This is a genomic window from Yoonia sp. 208BN28-4, assembly GCF_037543925.1.
In the GTDB taxonomy this organism is placed as follows: Bacteria; Pseudomonadota; Alphaproteobacteria; order Rhodobacterales; family Rhodobacteraceae; genus Yoonia.
Genome location: NZ_JBBIFY010000001.1, coordinates 366,506 through 384,542, shown reverse-complemented (window position 1 = coordinate 384,542; position 18,037 = coordinate 366,506). Strand labels below are relative to the sequence as shown.

General features: G+C 57.8%; 20 protein-coding genes and 1 tRNA gene. 11 read left to right on the top strand and 10 right to left on the bottom strand.

Annotated features, from left to right (window positions below):
- Nucleotides 1–122 precede the first annotated feature (122 nt).
- The 3 genes from V8J84_RS01870 (at nucleotide 123) to V8J84_RS01860 (ending at nucleotide 4,248) form a co-directional block, all read left to right on the top strand.
- Nucleotides 123–1,091 (top strand): TAXI family TRAP transporter solute-binding subunit, encoded by a 969-nt coding sequence (locus V8J84_RS01870; RefSeq protein WP_339927898.1) that lies wholly within the window; start codon nucleotides 123–125, stop codon nucleotides 1,089–1,091.
- 119 nt (nucleotides 1,092–1,210) lie between these two features.
- Nucleotides 1,211–3,820: a TRAP transporter permease gene (locus V8J84_RS01865; RefSeq protein ID WP_339927897.1), complete on the top strand. Its 2,610-nt coding sequence runs from the start codon at nucleotides 1,211–1,213 to the stop codon at nucleotides 3,818–3,820.
- Entirely contained in the window at nucleotides 3,817–4,248 is a 432-nt protein-coding gene (locus V8J84_RS01860; RefSeq protein WP_339927896.1) for a universal stress protein, read from the top strand. Before V8J84_RS01865 ends, V8J84_RS01860 begins: the two co-directional genes overlap by 4 nt.
- A gap of 20 nt (nucleotides 4,249–4,268) precedes the next feature.
- Here V8J84_RS01860 and V8J84_RS01855 read toward each other — a convergent pair.
- The 4 genes from V8J84_RS01855 to V8J84_RS01840 form a co-directional block, all read right to left on the bottom strand.
- Nucleotides 4,269–4,344: transfer RNA gene (locus tag V8J84_RS01855), tRNA-Thr, on the bottom strand.
- A 44-nt stretch (nucleotides 4,345–4,388) separates the two neighbouring features.
- Nucleotides 4,389–5,843 carry a heme biosynthesis protein HemY gene (locus V8J84_RS01850; protein ID WP_339927895.1) on the bottom strand — a complete coding sequence of 485 codons (1,455 nt, stop codon included), beginning with the start codon at nucleotides 5,841–5,843 and terminating at the stop codon, nucleotides 4,389–4,391.
- 11 nt (nucleotides 5,844–5,854) lie between these two features.
- On the bottom strand, nucleotides 5,855–7,222 hold the full coding sequence (locus V8J84_RS01845) for a COG4223 family protein (protein ID WP_339927894.1): 1,368 nt from the start codon (nucleotides 7,220–7,222) through the stop codon (nucleotides 5,855–5,857).
- Nucleotides 7,223–7,306: 84 nt separating this feature from the next.
- Nucleotides 7,307–8,008 (bottom strand): uroporphyrinogen-III synthase, encoded by a 702-nt coding sequence (locus tag V8J84_RS01840; protein WP_339927893.1) that lies wholly within the window; start codon nucleotides 8,006–8,008, stop codon nucleotides 7,307–7,309.
- Between the two features lie 69 nt (nucleotides 8,009–8,077).
- Here V8J84_RS01840 and tsaD point away from each other — a divergent pair, with 69 nt between their 5' ends.
- The 4 genes from tsaD to V8J84_RS01820 all read left to right on the top strand — a co-directional run bounded on the left by tsaD (nucleotide 8,078) and on the right by V8J84_RS01820 (nucleotide 10,332).
- The gene (tsaD, locus tag V8J84_RS01835; protein WP_339927892.1) at nucleotides 8,078–9,157 is read left to right on the top strand and encodes a tRNA (adenosine(37)-N6)-threonylcarbamoyltransferase complex transferase subunit TsaD; all 1,080 of its coding nucleotides are present in this window, start codon (nucleotides 8,078–8,080) and stop codon (nucleotides 9,155–9,157) included.
- Between the two features lie 24 nt (nucleotides 9,158–9,181).
- The gene (locus V8J84_RS01830) at nucleotides 9,182–9,454 is read left to right on the top strand and encodes a YciI family protein (protein WP_339927891.1); all 273 of its coding nucleotides are present in this window, start codon (nucleotides 9,182–9,184) and stop codon (nucleotides 9,452–9,454) included.
- On the top strand, nucleotides 9,454–9,873 hold the full coding sequence (locus V8J84_RS01825) for an EVE domain-containing protein (protein WP_339927890.1): 420 nt from the start codon (nucleotides 9,454–9,456) through the stop codon (nucleotides 9,871–9,873). The genes V8J84_RS01830 and V8J84_RS01825 overlap by 1 nt, the downstream gene beginning before the upstream one ends.
- 66 nt (nucleotides 9,874–9,939) lie before the next feature.
- Nucleotides 9,940–10,332, top strand: a complete 393-nt coding sequence (locus V8J84_RS01820; protein WP_339927889.1) for a DUF1761 domain-containing protein — start codon at nucleotides 9,940–9,942, stop codon at nucleotides 10,330–10,332.
- 59 nt (nucleotides 10,333–10,391) lie between these two features.
- Here V8J84_RS01820 and V8J84_RS01815 read toward each other — a convergent pair whose 3' ends face one another.
- The 3 genes from V8J84_RS01815 to ahcY all read right to left on the bottom strand — a co-directional run bounded on the left by V8J84_RS01815 (nucleotide 10,392) and on the right by ahcY (nucleotide 13,012).
- Nucleotides 10,392–10,733, bottom strand: coding sequence for a DUF2853 family protein (locus V8J84_RS01815; protein ID WP_339927888.1), 342 nt, complete (start codon nucleotides 10,731–10,733; stop codon nucleotides 10,392–10,394).
- Between the two features lie 137 nt (nucleotides 10,734–10,870).
- A complete protein-coding gene (locus tag V8J84_RS01810) occupies nucleotides 10,871–11,533 on the bottom strand; it encodes an extensin-like domain-containing protein (RefSeq protein ID WP_339927887.1) in 663 nt (220 codons plus the stop codon).
- 90 nt (nucleotides 11,534–11,623) lie between these two features.
- Nucleotides 11,624–13,012: an adenosylhomocysteinase gene (ahcY, locus tag V8J84_RS01805; protein WP_339927886.1), complete on the bottom strand. Its 1,389-nt coding sequence runs from the start codon at nucleotides 13,010–13,012 to the stop codon at nucleotides 11,624–11,626.
- A gap of 108 nt (nucleotides 13,013–13,120) precedes the next feature.
- Between ahcY and V8J84_RS01800 the strand changes: the two genes are divergently transcribed.
- The gene (locus V8J84_RS01800; RefSeq protein ID WP_339927885.1) at nucleotides 13,121–13,711 is read left to right on the top strand and encodes an HD family hydrolase; all 591 of its coding nucleotides are present in this window, start codon (nucleotides 13,121–13,123) and stop codon (nucleotides 13,709–13,711) included.
- Complete coding sequence (locus tag V8J84_RS01795) at nucleotides 13,708–14,178, top strand: GNAT family N-acetyltransferase (RefSeq protein ID WP_339927884.1); 471 nt, start codon at nucleotides 13,708–13,710, stop codon at nucleotides 14,176–14,178. The genes V8J84_RS01800 and V8J84_RS01795 overlap by 4 nt, the downstream gene beginning before the upstream one ends.
- A 1-nt stretch (nucleotide 14,179) precedes the next feature.
- Here V8J84_RS01795 and V8J84_RS01790 read toward each other — a convergent pair whose 3' ends face one another.
- Nucleotides 14,180–14,344 carry a hypothetical protein gene (locus tag V8J84_RS01790; protein WP_339927883.1) on the bottom strand — a complete coding sequence of 55 codons (165 nt, stop codon included), beginning with the start codon at nucleotides 14,342–14,344 and terminating at the stop codon, nucleotides 14,180–14,182.
- A 106-nt stretch (nucleotides 14,345–14,450) separates the two neighbouring features.
- Between V8J84_RS01790 and V8J84_RS01785 the strand changes: the two genes are divergently transcribed.
- Nucleotides 14,451–15,320, top strand: coding sequence for a LysR family transcriptional regulator (locus V8J84_RS01785; protein WP_339927882.1), 870 nt, complete (start codon nucleotides 14,451–14,453; stop codon nucleotides 15,318–15,320).
- Here the strand turns inward: V8J84_RS01785 and V8J84_RS01780 are convergent.
- Nucleotides 15,317–15,868: an ActR/PrrA/RegA family redox response regulator transcription factor gene (locus V8J84_RS01780; RefSeq protein ID WP_339927881.1), complete on the bottom strand. Its 552-nt coding sequence runs from the start codon at nucleotides 15,866–15,868 to the stop codon at nucleotides 15,317–15,319. The genes V8J84_RS01785 and V8J84_RS01780 overlap by 4 nt on opposite strands.
- A 57-nt stretch (nucleotides 15,869–15,925) precedes the next feature.
- On the bottom strand, nucleotides 15,926–16,537 hold the full coding sequence (locus V8J84_RS01775) for an SCO family protein (RefSeq protein ID WP_339927880.1): 612 nt from the start codon (nucleotides 16,535–16,537) through the stop codon (nucleotides 15,926–15,928).
- Between the two features lie 107 nt (nucleotides 16,538–16,644).
- Here V8J84_RS01775 and regB point away from each other — a divergent pair, with 107 nt between their 5' ends.
- Nucleotides 16,645–18,009: a sensor histidine kinase RegB gene (gene regB / locus V8J84_RS01770; RefSeq protein ID WP_339927879.1), complete on the top strand. Its 1,365-nt coding sequence runs from the start codon at nucleotides 16,645–16,647 to the stop codon at nucleotides 18,007–18,009.
- Nucleotides 18,010–18,037 lie beyond the last annotated feature (28 nt).

Below are 18,037 nucleotides of genomic sequence, written 5' to 3'. Positions count from 1 at the left end.
CCGGAAACACCGCACCAAACCACCGCGCACATGCGCGCGTGAGCAAAGTTGCGAATAGGGGTTCGGATATGACCCGCGAACCCGACGCTTAGAAAAGAACATGCAATCAAAGGGAGATGATAATGTTCGCGAAACTTAAAATGACAGCCGTATGTGCGGTGACCGCTGCGATGATGGCACCCGCCGCCTACGCAGAAGAGTTCATCACAATCGGCACCGGTGGCGTCACCGGCGTTTACTACCCCACTGGCGGTGCGATTTGCCGTCTGGTGAACAAGGACCGCCGCGACCATGGCGTGCGCTGTTCGGTCGAATCCACAGGTGGTTCTGTCTACAACATCAACACGATCCGCGAGGGCGAGCTTGAGTTTGGTGTGGCGCAGTCCGACTGGCAGTACCACGCCTACAACGGCACATCGCAGTTTGAAGACGCTGGCGCTTTTGAAGGTTTGCGCGCTGTGTTCTCTGTCCACCCCGAGCCGTTTACCGTTGTGGCGCGTGCCGACAGCGGCATCACGACCGTGATGGATCTTGAAGGCAAGCGGGTGAACATCGGCAACCCCGGTTCCGGCCAGCGCGGCACCATGGAAGTTCTGATGGAAGCCATGGGTTGGACAACCGACAACTTCGCATTGGCCACCGAACTGAAAGCGGCCGAGCAATCCGCAGCACTGTGTGACAACCAGATTGACGCAATGGTCTATACCGTGGGTCACCCGTCCGGTTCTATTCAGGAAGCCACAACAGCCTGTGATTCCGTGTTGGTCGAAGTGTCCGGTGATGTTGTTAACGGTCTTGTTGCTGACAACTCGTTCTACCGTACAGCCACCATCCCCGGCGGCATGTATCGCGGCAACGATGACGACACGATGACATTTGGTGTGGGCGCGACGTTCGTCTCGTCCGAGGATGTGTCGGAAGAAACCGTCTACATCCTTGTAAAGGCCGTGTTCGACAACTTTGAAGATTTCAAAGGTCTGCACCCTGCGTTTGCCAACCTCGTGCCCGAGGAAATGGCAACAGCTGGTCTGTCCGCACCACTGCACGCGGGTGCTGCAAAGTACTACCGCGAGCAGGGCTGGATCGAATAAGCCACTTGCGACGACGCGAAAGGTCGGGGGCGGCACACGCCCCTGACCACCCCGCAGCCCAATGATTTCAGGGATGCGACCCAAAAGAATTTAGCCGGAAACCGGCATCAGGGGGACTTATGGCACAAAACGAAAACCGCGCGCTGAGCGAAGCCGAACTGCAAGAACTGGTCGCCGCCAGCGACAGCGGGGCACGCAGCCCGACAGGCACCGTGGGTTTGTTCATTGCGGCTGTCGCCCTGGCCTGGTCGATCTTTCAGGTTTTGCTCGCCTCTCCGGTGGCGCCCTACATCCTGCCCGGTGACCTGATCAACAACTCCCGCCAGATCCACCTTGCCTTCGCGATGTTCCTTGCCGCGATGGCCTATCCGTTATTCAAGTCCAGCCCCCGCGACTACATTCCCGTTTACGACTGGGTGCTTGCCATCGCGGGCGCGTTTCTCGCGCTTTACGGCTATTTCTTCTACGACAAGATCGTGAGCAACGGCGGGTTGGCAGATGCGTCCGACGCCTATTTCGCGCTGGCCGGTCTGATCGTTCTGTTCATCTCGGCCTACCGCGTTCTTGGGCCTGTGATGGTCCTCTTGGCGGTGGTGTTCCTGTTCTACGTCTTCTTCGGCTCGTCCGAGGTGGTGCCAGACCAGATCCGCTGGGCCGGTGCATCATTGCGCAAAGCGATGAGCCACATGTGGATCACTTCCGAGGGCGTTTTCGGCATCGCGCTGGGCGTTTCGACGAAATTCGTGTTTCTTTTTGTGCTGTTTGGTGCGCTGCTGGATAAGGCCGGCGCTGGTAACTATTTCATCAAGATGGCCTTTGGTGCGCTGGGCCACCTGCGCGGTGGACCTGCCAAAGCTGCCGTTGTCGGCTCTGCCGCGACGGGCCTCATCTCCGGTTCCTCCATCGCCAATGTTGTGACAACCGGCACATTCACCATCCCCCTGATGAAACGGGTCGGCTTTTCCGCTGAAAAGGCAGGCTCGGTCGAGGTGGCGTCGTCGGTGAACGGTCAGATTATGCCGCCTGTCATGGGCGCTGCCGCGTTCCTGATGGTGGAATATGTGGGCATCTCATACGTCGAGGTGATCACCCACGCCTTCCTGCCCGCGATCATTTCTTACATCGCACTGGTTTACATCGTTCACCTTGAAGCGGTGAAAAACAACATGCCGACCATCGGCAACAAGGTTGTCAGCATGGGCCGGACCATCGGCGGCATGTTCGCCTTTTTCGCGGGCTTTGCGCTTTTGTGCTACGCAACGCAGTACCCTGTCGGATGGGTCGTCTCGGCCTTTCCCGAAGGGTCCGGTTGGGTGCTCTCTGCATTGCTGGCGCTGATCTATATCGCGCTGGTCTATCTGGCCGCACAGGCCCCTGACCTTGAACCAGACGACCCCAACGCAGAGGTGGTCGAACTGCCTGACGTTGCCAAGATTTACAAATCCGGCCTGTATTACCTGCTGCCGATTATCGTGCTGGTTTACTTCCTGATGATCGAACGGAAGTCGCCCGGACTGTCGGCCTTCTGGGCGACCACGCTGCTGTTCGGTATCCTGCTGACGCAAAAGACGCTGAAGGCGATGTTCCGTGGCGAGGCAAACGCCATCGGACGCCTGCGTGACGGCCTGTTCGATCTGGTCAACGGCATGATCGACGGCGCGCGCAACATGATCGGCATCGGTCTGGCCACAGCCACCGCTGGCATCATTGTGGGCACGGTTTCACTGACCGGCATCGGGCAGGTTATGGCCGATTTTGTTGAATTCCTGTCAGGCGGCAACCTGATCCTGATGCTGATCTTCGTGGCGATCCTGTCGCTCATTCTGGGGATGGGCCTGCCCACCACGGCCAACTACATCGTAGTGTCATCGCTGATGGTCGCCGTCGTGGTCGAGCTGGGTGCGCAAAACGGATTGATCGTGCCACTGATCGCTGTGCACCTGTTTGTGTTCTACTTCGGGATCATGGCGGATGTGACGCCCCCTGTCGGACTTGCCAGCTTTGCAGCGGCTGCCGTGTCGGGCGGTGACGCGATCCGCACCGGCTTCACGGCTTTCTTCTACAGTCTGCGGACCGTGGCACTGCCGTTTGTGTTCATCTTCAACACCGATCTTCTGTTGATTGATGTGACGTGGGTGCAGGGCATCATCGTATTCATCGTTGCCACCATCGGTATCCTGATTTTCACCGCCGCCACGATGGGGTGGTTCCTGACCAAGAACCGCATCTGGGAAACAGTGGCGATGCTACTCATTGCCTTCGCGCTGTTCCGACCGGGGTTCTTCATGAACCAGATTCAGCCGCCGTTTGACGATATCGCACCAGCCGCCTTCTCCGAGGCTTTGGCGAATGCAGAGCCGGGCAGCCAGCTGCGCATGGTCGTCTCTGGCCCCGACTTTGACACGCTTGAAGTCAAAGATGTGACTGTTCCATTGACCGTTCCCGAAGGCGACGGTGCTGATACGCGACTTGATGCGCTGGGTTTCATCATCTTCCCAGAGGGTGACGTGCAGCGATTGGACGAACCCATGTTCGGAACTGATCTGGGTGACGCACTGTCCAGCTTTGATTTTTACGGCGACGACCCTGTGCAAATCGCCAGCGTGCAGGCCACGGCGGACCAGCTTCCCAAAGAGCTGATCTTCATCCCTGCCCTGCTGCTCTTGGGTCTGATTGCCTACCTGCAAAACGGGCGGGCAACGCCCTTCCGCGAAGGAGAAACCGCATGACCAATACTGTCCTGTGTGCGATTGATATCAACCGCCCCGATGACGAGGCGCACGTACTGAAAACGGCCAAACGCATGGCCGATCTTGATGACGCACAGCTTGATGTCATCACCGTGGTGCCCGATTTCGGGGCAAGCCTTGTCGGCGCATATTTCGAGGAGCATCACGTCAAAACCGCCCGCGATGGCGCGGCGGAATTACTGCAATCCTTCGTGCAAGGTGTCATTGGCGAAGAAAATGATGAGAAGGTGCGCCACGTTGTGGCAGTCGGAAACGTCTATGAAGAGGTTCTTAAGGCCGCCGATCTGTCCGGCGCGAACTTGATCGTCATCGGCTCACATCGTCCTGATTTCAAAGATTTCCTGCTGGGACCCAATGCTGCGCGCGTCGTCAGACATTCGCGCTGTTCGGTCTATGTGGTCAGGTAATCACTGGCTGTTTTAGAAACTGGTGCCGCTGATAGGACTCGAACCTACGACCCCATCATTACGAATGACGTGCTCTACCATCTGAGCTACAGCGGCGTTTCGGAGCGTTGACTAGCACCGCCCCGATTGTTCGAAAAGACCTATTTGTCGTTTGAAGCGTCGACAACCTCAGCGTCGGTCACATCGTCAGAGGCATCATCGGATGCACTGTTATCCTCAATCTGGCCAACAATAAGCGGCAGCATTTCGGTGCCTGCAGGCATCGCCACATCGGTTTCGACAGGGCGCTTCCACGACAGCGTATCAAAGGACGAACAGTTCGAGCAAATCGGTGCCCAGGCCCCGTGGATATGCTGGCAATTATCACAAACCCACTGCGGACCACGCGGCGCGGTCAGCGCACGGGTCAACCAGCCGCGCACCACAGCATCGTCAGCACCTTCGCCACGTTCAACCGCGGCCATGATGGTCAGGCTGCGGGCGGTTGGATCGGTTGTGACCAGCTCTGTGATATCGCGGCGCGCTTGCGGGAAATCTTCGGCAGCGATGTGCAATTCGGCCAGCAGCATCTTTGTTTCGGGGTTGTCTGTATTCAGCTTGGTCAACGCGCGGAACCGCTTGAGCCGTTCCTGTGGTGTTTCGTCGGGTGCAATTTCCGCAAAGGCCGCCGCCAGATCAGGGTGTGGGCGTGCAGACCATGCTTTTGTCAGAACGCGGGCCGCATACCGGCCATTATCATCCTCGATATAGCTCCGCGCGGCCATCACGGCAGCAGGGATCAGATCAGGCGACAGACGGTTGGCTTCAATCGCGGCCTCACGGCTTTCGATTGATGTGCCTTCTTTGGCCACGTCACGTGCCTCGGACAAAGCAAGCACGGCATCGCGGCGCTTGTGCACATCACGCGGCAGCGCACCGGATTTCAGTTTCGCATTCAACGTGGTCCGCGCACCTGTCCAGTCGGCCTTTTCCGCCTGAAGGCGCAGCAGCACGTCTTGGGTGTCTTCATGCTTGGGCTTGAGGGCAAATGCCTTTTCCGCCAACTTCAGCGCCGTATCGGTATCACCGTCTTCCAGCTTTTGCTTCATGATGCCGCGCACACCGACAAAGCGTGTCTTGTCATCCTCAAGCAGTTTTTTGTAGCTCGCTTCCGCCTTCTTACGGTCGCCCGTCATCTCGGCGGCTTGTGCCGTCAAAAGCGTCGTCAACTGTGGCTGCTCAAGGTATTTATCAGCGCGGGCGGCTTTGGTCATGGCCAGATGGCCTTCGCCGGATGCCAGCGCCATCATGCCTTCGGACAATGCCTCATACCCTTTGCGTTCGCGATTCCGGTCCCAATAGCGCGAGATCGCGGTTTCGTCCCCGTTCAGGAAATGGAACGCCGCCACGAGGAACGACAGTATTTTCAGCGCAAGCCAGACCAGCACAACAAGAGCCACAAAGGCGAACACCAGTTCAAGCAGACCAAGCGACAGTTCCACCCCGCCAATCGCGATCACGGCACCGCCATCGACATTCATCAACATGGTTGCCCCGAAGGTCAGGGCGGTAATGACGGCAACAAATGCCAGAATTTTGATCAAGGACCAGAGCATCGTGACCGCCTTTAATTATCGTTGATGGATTGGGAGAGAGTATCGACAGCCTGCATCGCCGCGATGCGCGTCTCGGCGCGGGCGATCCAGTCGGACAGCGTGCCGCGCACAACAGCGGGCAGCGCGGTGACTTCGACCATCGTTTCGTTCAGGTTGCCGTCTTTCAGCGCAGCTTCGGCACGCGACAGGACAGCGTCAACACTTGTGCCCTCTTGTGGCGTGACCGAGCGGACGTTCAGTTGGCTTTGCAAGAAACCGGTCAGACCGCCGCTTTCACTACCATCGGCCCCTTCGGCGCGGGCAGTGGACAGGGCCGCACGGGCAGCGGCAGGGAAATCGGCCTGCAACTGACCAAGCGTGGGAATACCGTCAGCCGCTTCCGTCAGGCCCTCGGGGATTGGCATATCAACAGCATCCGCCAGATCGGGCAGGACATCGCCAAACGGCGCACCGCTTTGCAGGGCCGCTTCAACGCGGGCGATTGCGGCGCGGGCTGTCGCTGCGCGGGCGTTGTCGATTGCGTTTTGTTCAATGGCTGCCGCTTCGTCGCGGGTGGCCTGAAGTGCAGCAGCAGCATCGGCAGACATCTGTTCGGTCTGCGCGCGCAATTCATCCAGCTCACGCTGGAACGCAGCAACAGCTGTATCTTGCAACGTGCCATCGGCGCTAGGCTGCTTTTCAACCGCCGCAACACGTTCGTCCAGCGCATCAATCTGACCGGTCAACGCATCAAATTGGTTGGTCGTTTCCGCAGACAGCGTTGCGATCTGTTCGTTCAGCGGGGTCATGTCGGGCATTTCAACAGGCTCTGCCACAACGGCTTGCAGGGCTTCGATGTCGGCCTGCTGTGCGGCGACACGATCTTCCAGCGGCATATCGACAACCGGACGCTGCATGTAAGCCACGCCATAACCGATGCCACCAGCGATCAAGCCGCCAAGAATCATCGGCAAAAGCACGTTGTTTTCGCGGTTCGGCTGGGTCGGAACGGGCGCGACAACGGGCGCTGCGCGTGCAGGCTCTGGCGCTGGTTCGGACGCTGTCGTGCCGGATTTATCCATGACGGGATCGGGAACGGACGCCATTTCAACCGTGTCATCAGATGTGCTGTCGGCGGTGGCTGGTTCGTCAGACGTGTCAGGTGTATCGACGACTTTGACCTTGTCCTGACCGGCAACAACCTGTTTTGCACTGCCCTCAGACGCATCATCTGCCGGTTTTTTAGGCTCAGCAGGTTTCACGGTTTCATCGACGATCTTGACTTTGTCCTGCTCTGGCAGAACTTCAGCAGACGATTCCGGCGGAGTTTCACTGGTGACTTCAGCGTCTTTGATATCGTCTGACGCCTTGTTTTGGCTCTTCTTCGTACGTTTCGCCAAGTTGTCACCCTCACCTTAAAAATTCAGGCGCTTGTCTCGCCAGTCTTATATCTATCTTGCTGCGCACCTCTTCTCAAGGCGCACTTAACCTGACAACGCAGCAAGGGCCGCTTGGGTTGCATCAATCATGGCCTGATGATCAGGCGATGCGGCGACCCTCCATTGTTCGGGGTCTGAAAATGGCAAACCCGCAGCCCGCACCTGCGCACTGATTGCCACAAAACTGGCGGGCGCCGTTACTTGCGTTTGTGAAAATAGTCTGCTGGCCGTGTTAGGCGAATACAAGGGGACAATGACGCGTGCTGTCCCCGTCAGGGCTGCGCGGGCATCATCGGACAACGGGCGCGTAGTTTGGTCGTAAACGCAAATTCCACTGCATTGATCTGGCAACGCTGCTGCGAAATCCAGATGCGTCTCACGACCATGAATATGAAGCATGCTGCCTTGCGGGTTTTCGCGGCGGATCAGGTTCAGCAGATCTTGGCCGTTTCCGTCAACGCTGCGGGTCTTGAACCCTGCGTTCTGCGCCGCCTGCGCCGTTCTGGCCCCGACGCACCATGCCAACGCATCGCGTGTCACACCGATGCGCGCGGCATGGGCCACCGCATTGGCCGACGTGAAAATGACGTGGTCGGGCGTTTGGTCAAACGGTTCGGGATCACAGTCCACAATCTCGATCAATGGCGACAGGATAGCGTCAAACGGGGTCGCGATTGCGGCGCGATAATCATCCAGCGTTGCTTGCGCCACATGAGCAGGTCGCGTGATGATCAGTGTGGGGCGCATCGTCAGGGCCATTGTTTGGAACAAGGCAGAGTGTTACCTGCAGGGTCTGAACTTGCAACAGGCCCCCGCATGACCGCGCTTATCCTTCTTGGCATCGAAAGCAGCTGTGATGATACCGCAGCCGCCATAGTGCGTGACAATACGGTGCTATCGTCTGTGGTTTACGGTCAAACCAGTCTGCACGCAGACTTTGGCGGCGTCGTCCCTGAAATCGCGGCCCGCGCCCATGCCGAAAAACTGGATCATTGCATCGAAGAGGCGCTGGCCGCATCCGGCATCGGTCTGTCTGAGCTTGACGGCATCGCTGTGACGGCAGGACCGGGTCTGATTGGCGGGGTGTTGTCGGGTCTCATGTGCGCCAAGGGGTTGGCTGCCGCGACAGGTCTGCCCCTGATTGGCGTCAACCATCTGGCCGGTCATGCGCTCACCCCGCGCCTTACCGATCAGGTGCCTTATCCCTATCTGATGTTGCTTGTCTCTGGCGGGCACTGCCAGTTCCTGATTGTGCGCGGGTTTGATGATTTTGCGCGGATCGGCGGCACGATTGATGATGCCCCGGGCGAGGCGTTTGACAAAACCGCCCGCATCCTTGGCCTGTCGCAACCGGGCGGCCCGGCGATCGAAGCTGCGGCCAAGTCTGGCGATACCAAGCGGTTCAAACTGCCGCGCCCGTTGCTGAACCAAGACGGTTGCGACATGTCATTTTCCGGCCTCAAAACAGCGATGTTGCGGGCCCGCGACGCGGTTGTGGCCGAATACGGCGGTTTGCGCCCTCAGGATCAAAGCGATCTTGCGGCGGGGTTCCAAGCAGCTGTCAGCGATATTCTGGCCGAAAAATCGCGACGCGCTTTACTCTTGTATCTTGCCGAAAATCCCCAGCAGCCCACGCTTGCCGTAGCAGGTGGGGTGGCCGCGAACCAAACCATCAGACAGGCGCTTTTGCAGGTCTGCGCCAAATTGGAAACAGAGTTTCTGGCACCACCTCTGGCCCTGTGCACTGATAACGCGGCCATGATTGCCTACGCAGGGATCGAGCACCTGCAGCACGGCTTGACCAGCGACATGACTTTATCAGCCCGCCCCCGCTGGCCGCTTGACCAATCTGCGGCACCGATGTTGGGTAGCGGGAAAAAGGGCGCCAAAGCCTGACGCCACAGCACATCGGAGACACCTATGCGGATTGCACTGATCACCAAAGACAAAGACGGCGCGCTACAGACGCGTCTGGATAACCGCGACGCGCATCTGGCCTACATCAAGGACACCGGAGTTGTCGAAATGGCCGGTCCTTTTCTGGATACCGATGGCACGATGTGCGGTTCGCTCATCGTTTTGGACGTCGAAGACATGGGCGCAGCGCAGAACTGGGCAGATAACGATCCCTATAACAAAGCTGGTCTGTTCCAGTCGGTGACGCTTCAGGAATGGAAAAAGGTAATCGGCTGATGGCCTATTGGTTGTTCAAATCCGAACCGGATGTTTTCGGCTGGGACGCATTGGTCGCAAAGGGTGACGCGGGCGAAGAATGGGACGGTGTCCGCAACTATCAGGCTCGCAACTTCATGCGGGATATGGCTGTGGGCGATCTGGGGTTCTTTTACCATTCGCGCACCGGGCTTGAGGTTGTCGGCATTGTCGAAGTGATTGCCGAGGCGCACCCCGACAGCACCACCGACGACGACCGTTGGGACTGCGTTGATGTCAAAGCCGTCCGTCCTTTCACAAATGCAGTAGCGCTGGACCAGATCAAACAAACCGAGGCGCTTTCGGAAATGGTGCTGGTCAACAATTCGCGCCTCTCTGTGCAGCCTGTCACATGGAATGAGTGGCAGGCCGTTTGCGCAATGGGCGACACAAATCCCTAGGGAAATCATCCAAACCGGTCCAAACTGGGACGGCAACTGTAACTCCGCAATAATAGGAGCCTTCTCATGGGTTATCTTCCCGTCATCCTCGCCGCTATTGCCACCTTTGCTTTTGGTGCCGCCTACTACATGGCCCTGTCCAAACCGTGGATGGAGGCGTCGGGTATCAAAACCGGCCCCGATGGCAAACCCGAAGGCGAAAGCGCCGTGCCTTACGCGGTTTCGCTTGTCATGATCCTGCTGGTCGCAGGTATGATGCGGCACACCTTTGTGCTGTCTGACATCGATACCGTTGGCAAAGGCTTTATCTCGGGTCTGGGGATCGGTGCGTTCTTCATCAGCCCGTGGATTTTCATCAACACCGGATATTCCATGCGCCCGTGGAAACTGGCCGTCATCGACAGCGGCTATGCGACGTTCGGATGTGCTGTCATGGGCACCGTCTTGATGCTTTTCTAGAAACGCAAAACGCCCGCAGCGATCTGCGGGCGTTCCTTAATACCATTTGAAAGGCGCGTTTACTTGTAGACGCTCTCTTTACCGAAGTGCTTGGTCAGCATGTAATAGATAACCGCGCGGTATTTGTTGCGCTCGGACCGGCCATAGGTTGTCAGCGCTTGCTGGATGCCACCCATCAGGTGCTCGTCGTCTGGCAGACCCAGCTTCTTGATCAGGAAGTTGTTCTTCACTGTCTCAAGCTCGGACGTTTGGCTGCCGGCAACGGTTTGCGCATCGGCGTTGTAGATGGATGGACCACATCCGATCGTTACCTTTGTCAGCAGGTCCATGTCAGGCTCCATGCCGCACTTGTTGCGCAGATCATCTGCGTACTTCGCGATCCATTCGTCTCTCTTACCCATGTGGTGTCCCCAGTTATGTTGGTTTTGGCCCTCTTGGACCGTTTCATGCGCAGCAAAAAATGCAGCGTTGGCAGGACCGTAAAGTCACCGGACGCGTTTCGTAAAGAAAAATTAGGGGGAAAAGGCGGTCTTTTGCCTCAGCGACACAAACCCCAGCCGGCGGACTGAAGGTGGAAATGGTCGGCGTGCAAGCGGTTGTAATCGGGCGACAGCGTTAACCTGAACCAATCGCAAGACGTATCACGCGCGCGCCGAAGGAACGCGGCAGCAGCCGGAGCACCGTTCCAATCGTCGATCAGCCGCAGGCGCGTGCCGTCAGCAAACCGAAAGCCAGAGATGTCGATGGCGCTTGCTGTGGCGTGCGTGCTCCACCGTGCGCTGTTGCCCGACGTCGTGCGCATCTGGCGGCAATTATAGCTGCCGATCTGATCAATTCTGGTCAGGTCAGTGTTCAGTATTTCGCGTGCTGCGGGCTGTAAGCCGTGCTGTTCCCACATCGCCATCCGCAGCGCGATACTGCATGTGGTTTCCACATCGGCGATATCACTTGCCCCGACGGTTTGAAGATTAACGCGATCACGAATGTGGCAGTTTGCGCTTACCTCAAAATCATCACGCGGCACAGCACCATCGGCCAGCGCCGCGACACAGGATTCAAGCGAACGCTCGGCATTTGCCAGCTTCCATGACGTGAGCGGCGATAAGTCGTGCTCGACCTGCAAAGGAACAGTCGGATTCCATTCCGGCGGCAGCGGCGTATCATCCACCAGCACCAATGCCGTGCCGACAATTCCAGCCATGACGAGCACAGACAAAAACACCGCCCCGACAATGCTGCCGCGGCGGTGTGGTGTCTTTTCCGGCTCCTCGGGCGTCACCCGATGCCCCGCTTAGTAGCGGTAGTGTTCTGGCTTGAACGGACCCTCTGGCGTGACGCCGATATAGGATGCCTGCTCACCGCTCAGCTTGGACAGCTTCACGCCGATGCGATCAAGGTGCAGACGCGCGACCTTCTCGTCCAGATGCTTGGGCAGGATGTAGACGCCGGGCTTATATTCGTCGCCCTTTGTCCAAAGCTCGATCTGCGCCAGCACTTGGTTGGTGAAGGATGCCGACATCACAAACGACGGGTGACCTGTGGCGTTGCCAAGGTTCAGCAGGCGGCCTTCGGACAGCAGGATCAAGCGGTTGCCGTTTGGCATCTCGATCATGTCGACCTGTTCTTTGATGTTGGTCCACTTGTGGTTTTTCAGGTTCGCCACCTGAATTTCGTTGTCGAAGTGGCCGATGTTGCCAACAATCGCCATGTCCTTCATCTCGCGCATGTGCTCGATGCGGATCACGTCCTTGTTGCCAGTGGTGGTGACAAAGATATCGGCGGTCGCAACAACGTCTTCCAACGTGGTGACCTGATAACCGTCCATCGCTGCCTGCAATGCGCAGATCGGGTCAACTTCGGTCACGATCACACGCGCACCAGCACCCGACAGGGACGCGGCAGAGCCTTTGCCCACATCGCCGTAACCCATCACGACAGCAACTTTACCAGCCATCATCGTGTCGGTGGCGCGGCGGATACCGTCAACGAGGCTCTCTTTACAGCCATACTTGTTGTCGAACTTCGACTTTGTCACAGAGTCGTTCACGTTGATCGCAGGGAACGGAAGCTGACCGTCGCGCTGGAGTTCATACAGACGGTGAACACCTGTCGTTGTCTCTTCCGAAACACCCTGAATCGCATCGCGTGTCTTTGCAAACCAGCCGGGCGTTTCCGCCATCCGCTTCTGGATCTGCTTCTTGATGACTTCTTCTTCCTCGGATGTCGGCACGGCCAGCACATCTTCGCCAGCTTCCATGCGTGCGCCCAAAAGGATGTAGAGCGTGGCATCACCACCATCATCAAGGATCATGTTCGCGCCTTCAGGGAAGGCGAACGACTTATCAAGATAGTCCCAGTGCTCTTCCAGCGACTGACCTTTAATCGCAAAAACAGGCACGCCGGATTCAGCAATCGCCGCCGCAGCATGGTCTTGGGTCGAGAAAATGTTGCACGACGCCCAGCGCACATCGGCGCCCAGTTCAACCAGTGTCTCGATCAGAACAGCAGTCTGGATCGTCATGTGAAGCGACCCTACGATCCGCGCGCCTTTCAGCGGCTTTTCTGCACCGTATTCCTCGCGCAGGGCCATCAGCCCCGGCATCTCGGTTTCAGCGATATCCAGTTCCTTGCGGCCAAAGCCTGCAAGCGCGATGTCTTTGACGACGTAATCCTTAGCCATGCTCACGCATCCTCATGTCATTTGTTATTGGCGCTCTATCACCACAACGCCTTGTCGACAATGTGGCAGGATGCGGCATAAATGGCGGCAGGTTGCGAAGGGGTAAAAATGAAACAATCGCGTGCATGGCAAAGGATGTTGTCGGGTCGCCGGCTGGATCTGCTGGACCCAACACCGATGGACATCGAAATATCCGATATCGCACACGGGCTGGCATTCGTCGCGCGGTGGAACGGTCAAACCAAGGGCGACTTTGCCTATTCGGTGGCTGAACATTCTATCCTGGTGACCGACATATTTGCGCTGCAAAACCCGAACGCCCCGGTGAAGTGGCAGCTTGCAGCCCTGCTGCACGACGCGCCGGAATATGTGATCGGCGACATGATCAGCCCCGTTAAAAATGCCGTCGGTCCGGGGTATGAGGCGCTGGATGAGCGGCTGACAGCAGCAATCCACATCAGATTTGGCCTGCCCGCGCAAATTCCGGTTGCCGTGAAAAAGCAGATCAAAAAGGCCGACAAACTATCGGCGTGGCTTGAGGCCACGCAAATTGCAGGATTCATGAGCCACGAAGCCGACAAATTTTTCGGCAAACAAGACCCCGACCTGACCCAACGCCTTGAGATCAAGCTGCGCCCGCCTGTTGAGGCGCGCAACGACTTCACCAAACGCCACGCTGATTTGATGGAACACCTATGACATTAACCGCCCGCAAAACGATTGCCGCCGACGCGCCCGCCTTGGCCGATCTGTTCAACCACACCGTTCGCACCGGCGGCACCACCGCCCACGAGGAAGAGTGGGACGTCGCAACCTTTCAGGCCTACTACATGGATGATCCAACGCTTGTGCACACGGCGCTGAACGGCGACACGCCGGTTGGATTTCAGGCGGTGTCCGATAAAGGCGATGGGGTTCTGTCCATTGGCAGCTTTACCGATCAGCGCAATCCCGTGCGCGGCGCTGGCAGCGTGATGTTCGCTGCAACCCGCGCCGCCGCGAAAGAGGCCGGTTTCAAGGTGATCGACGCCAAAATACGCGCCGATAACGTGCCGGGCTTGGCGTATTACAGCAAAATGGGCTTTGAGGATTTCAAAGTTGATAAGGGCGTCCCGCTTGCTGACGGAACGCCCATGGACCGGATCACAAAACGCCTGATCCTCTAGTTCACCACATCCGGCCTGTCAGCATCATGGCACGTTGCTGACGGCGCAATTCTTCGCGGCGGAACTGGGCTGGTGTCTTGCGTGGATCGTCGCGAGACCAATGGGCAGGGGCATCCCAATCGGTTTTTGTGGCAGTGCGGAACATTGTGTTGAATACTGAAAGCATGACTATCTTCCTTTTCGGCTTGGTGTGACTTGGTGTCATATGAATAAAGGGGTTGCGCCCGTGATCCTAATCAGGAAGAATTCACATATGTTAGTTTGGCTTTCATATGGATTGGCGTGATGTCCCGTCTCTTCCGGCGCTGCGCGCGTTCGAGGCGGCGGCCCGTGCCGGTTCGTTCAGTGCAGCCGCGCGGGAATTGAATGTCACACATGCCGCCATCGCCCAGCATGTGCGCGCCTTGGAAACCCATTTCGGCACGTCACTGTTGAACCGCGCAGGCAAGGGCATGGCGTTGACAGATGCGGGCACACGTCTGGCCACCGATCTGTCGGACGGGTTCGCGCAGATTATTGGCGGTGTGCGGCGGTTGGCGGACGAGGCTGCGGATAGCCCGCTCAAACTGACGGTGACACCCAGCTTTGCTGACAACTGGCTGATGCCGCGACTGTCGGATTTCTGGGAAAAGCATCCGGAAATTACGCTGACCATGACGCCGGACAACACGGTCACCGATCTGCGCCGCGATGGTTATGATATGGCGATCCGCTATGGCATGGGCGATTGGGCGGGGCTGGACTCCACATTTCTGGTGTCGGCGGATTACGTCATCGTCTCCGCGCCAGCACTTGTTGCCGGACGGACCGCGACGGGCGTGGACGATTTGCAGGATATCCCATGGGTGTTTGAAAAGATGCACCGCGAACATCGCAAATGGGCGATTGAACGCGGGCTCGATCTGGCGTGCTGCCAACTCAAGGAATTGGCAACACTAAATATGGTGCTAGCCGCCGTGCGTGCGGGTGCAGGCATTTCGGTGATTTCGCGTGCTTTGGTGGCCGACGATCTTGCCGCTGGCCGTTTGCTTGCGATCACCGAAGAAAAGCGTGACGGACTTGGCTATTACGCCTGCACCCTCCCCGGTGTGCCCAGCGCCAAAGTAAAGACCTTCCGGCGCTGGCTTCTGAAACAAACCTAGCGCGGGCTGCGCTTGGCCAAAATACGCTGCAATGTCCGGCGATGCATGCTCAGCCGACGTGCTGTTTCCGATACATTCCGATCGCACATCTCGAAAACGCGCTGGATGTGTTCCCAGCGGACACGGTCCGCGCTCATCGGGTTTTCTGGCGGTGGCGGCAGCGTATCCTCGTGCGACAACAGCGCATTGCAGACATCATTCGCATCAGCCGGTTTCGCCAAATAGTCTGTCGCGCCGATTTTGACGGCAGCAACGGCAGTAGCAATCGCACCGTAGCCCGTCAGCACGACAATCCGGCTTTCAGGCCTGCGCGCACGCAGTGTTTCAACAACGTCAAGCCCGTTGCCATCCTGCAGGCGCAAATCGACAACCGCATAGGCCGGCGGGCGGGCCGTGGCGATGGCCTTACCCCCTGCAACCGAGTCTGCGGTTTCGACAGAAAAGCCGCGCTTTTCCATCGCTTTCGCCAGACGCTTGAGAAACGCCTCATCATCATCAACCAGCAGCAGGCTGGGATCATCGCCAAGGTTCAGTGCTTCGGGTGACATCAATCTGTCCTTTGTTCCTTCCCATCAAAAGGTAGGATCAAAGGTCACAACGTCAACTTAGGCAGCGGCGGCGTAGCATGCGATGGTTTCGGCCATTTCTTCGGGCGACGCGGTCTGCCGGAAAAACTCGACAAAGCCGATCTCGGGCAAGGTCAGATAGCTGAAAGTTGTGTGATCCATCAGGTAGTATTCAGGATCATCGCCGGATTTCTGATAGAACGTCCGATAGGCGCGCGATGCTGCGGCGACTTGCTCTTCACTGCCTGTCAGGCCGATCATGCGGTCGTGGAAGTTATCAGTGAAATCGGCAACAACCTCTGGCGTGTCGCGGGCCGGATCAATCGAGATAAAGACAGGCGTGACGCTGACACCCTGCTCGTCAAGAATATCAATCGCCTGCGCGTTGCGCATCACGTCAAGCGGGCACACATCAGGGCAGAAGGTGTAGCCAAAATAGATCAGTGTCGGCTCTGTCACAATATCGGCGTCAGTCACGGTACGCCCGTTTTCATCGACAAGTGTGAACGGCCCGCCAAGATCACCCCCGGCAACCTCGCTTCCGCTGCAATCGGCAAAACTGCGGCTGGTGTTCATCTGGATTACCCAGAGTGTCGCGCCAAGACCCGCGACAACAACGGCCGAGGCCGCAACTGCGAAAAAACGTGACATTGTGAAGTTCCTTTCGGGTGCCGCGTTGATCAACGAAACGGCGGCGGGTATCAATAGGGCAGTGTGCCGCGTCCCGGTCACATTGTCGTTGGGATTGAGGGTGCACCATGACAGATGATGACATGTTTGCCGATCAGGAACGCAGCAACTGGGTGCGGCTGCAAACGCTTGTCAAACTGCGGTGGTATGCCATCGCTGGCCAGACATTCGCCGTCATTGTCGCGCTCTATCTGTTCGATCTGTCGCTTGAAACGGGTATCATCGCGCTGATCGTCGGATCATCCGCGCTTGCCAATATCATCTTCGGTTTTCTTTATCCTGAAAGCCGCCGCCTGAAAGAACGCGAGGCGTTCTTTGTGCTGACCTTTGATGTGCTGCAACTTGGGTTGCTGCTTGCCGTGACGGGCGGTCTGAACAATCCGTTTGCCATGCTCTTGCTTGCGCCTGTCACAATCGCGGCGACTGTTTTGCACGGGCGCAGCACTGTGATCCTTGGCGCGCTTGCAATCAGCTTGATCACCATTCTGAGCCAATATGCCGTGCCACTTTTGACAGCCAACGGCGACGTTCTGGCGTTGCCCAGCCTGTTCAAATTCGGTTTCTGGATCGCGCTTGTGATCGGTGTGATCTTTCTTGCCAGCTACGCGCGGCAAGTCACCGAAGAGATGCATGTCATGAGCGAGGCGCTTTTGGCAACGCAACTGGCGCTGTCGCGTGCTCAGAAACTGACCGATCTTGGTGGCGTTGTGGCCGCCACAGCCCACGAGCTTGGCACGCCCCTTGCAACGATCAAACTTGTCAGCGGCGAAATGGTCGAAGAACTGGCCGACCGCGAAGATCTGATTGAGGACATCACGCTGATCCGGCAAGAGGCTGATCGCTGCCGTGATATTCTTCACTCTATGGGACGCGCGGGCAAAGACGATTTGCACCTGCGCAACGCCCCGATTGAGGCTGTGGTCCGCGAGGCGGCAGAACCGCACACGGATCGCGGTAAGCTGGTTCTGATCGACATCGCGGCTGACGGCGATGCGCCCATTCCCCAGCCTGTCATCCCGCGCAAACCTGAAACTATCCACGGCTTGCGCAACCTGATCCAGAATGCTGTCGATTTTGCCGGAGAACGCGTTGAGATCGACGTGTCGTGGAGTCTGACCCATATCACGATCCGCATTGCAGATGATGGCGGCGGTTTTCCATCGGCTGTTCTGGGGCGGATCGGCGATCCGATGGCACGATCCAGACGCAACGCTATTGATGCAAGACGCCCCGAATACCGTGGCATGGGGCTGGGCCTTTTTATCGCTAAAACCCTGTTAGAGCGCACAGGCGCATCGCTGAATTTTGCTAACAGACGACAGGTCGACCAGCCAACGCAAGCGGTTGTGACCGTGGCATGGCGGCGGACTGCTGAAGAGGCATTACGCAACGGGCAGCATCGGGCGCTGGGCGATAATCAACCCTTCGTCTAGCGAAACCGATCCCCCACACGTTTACCGT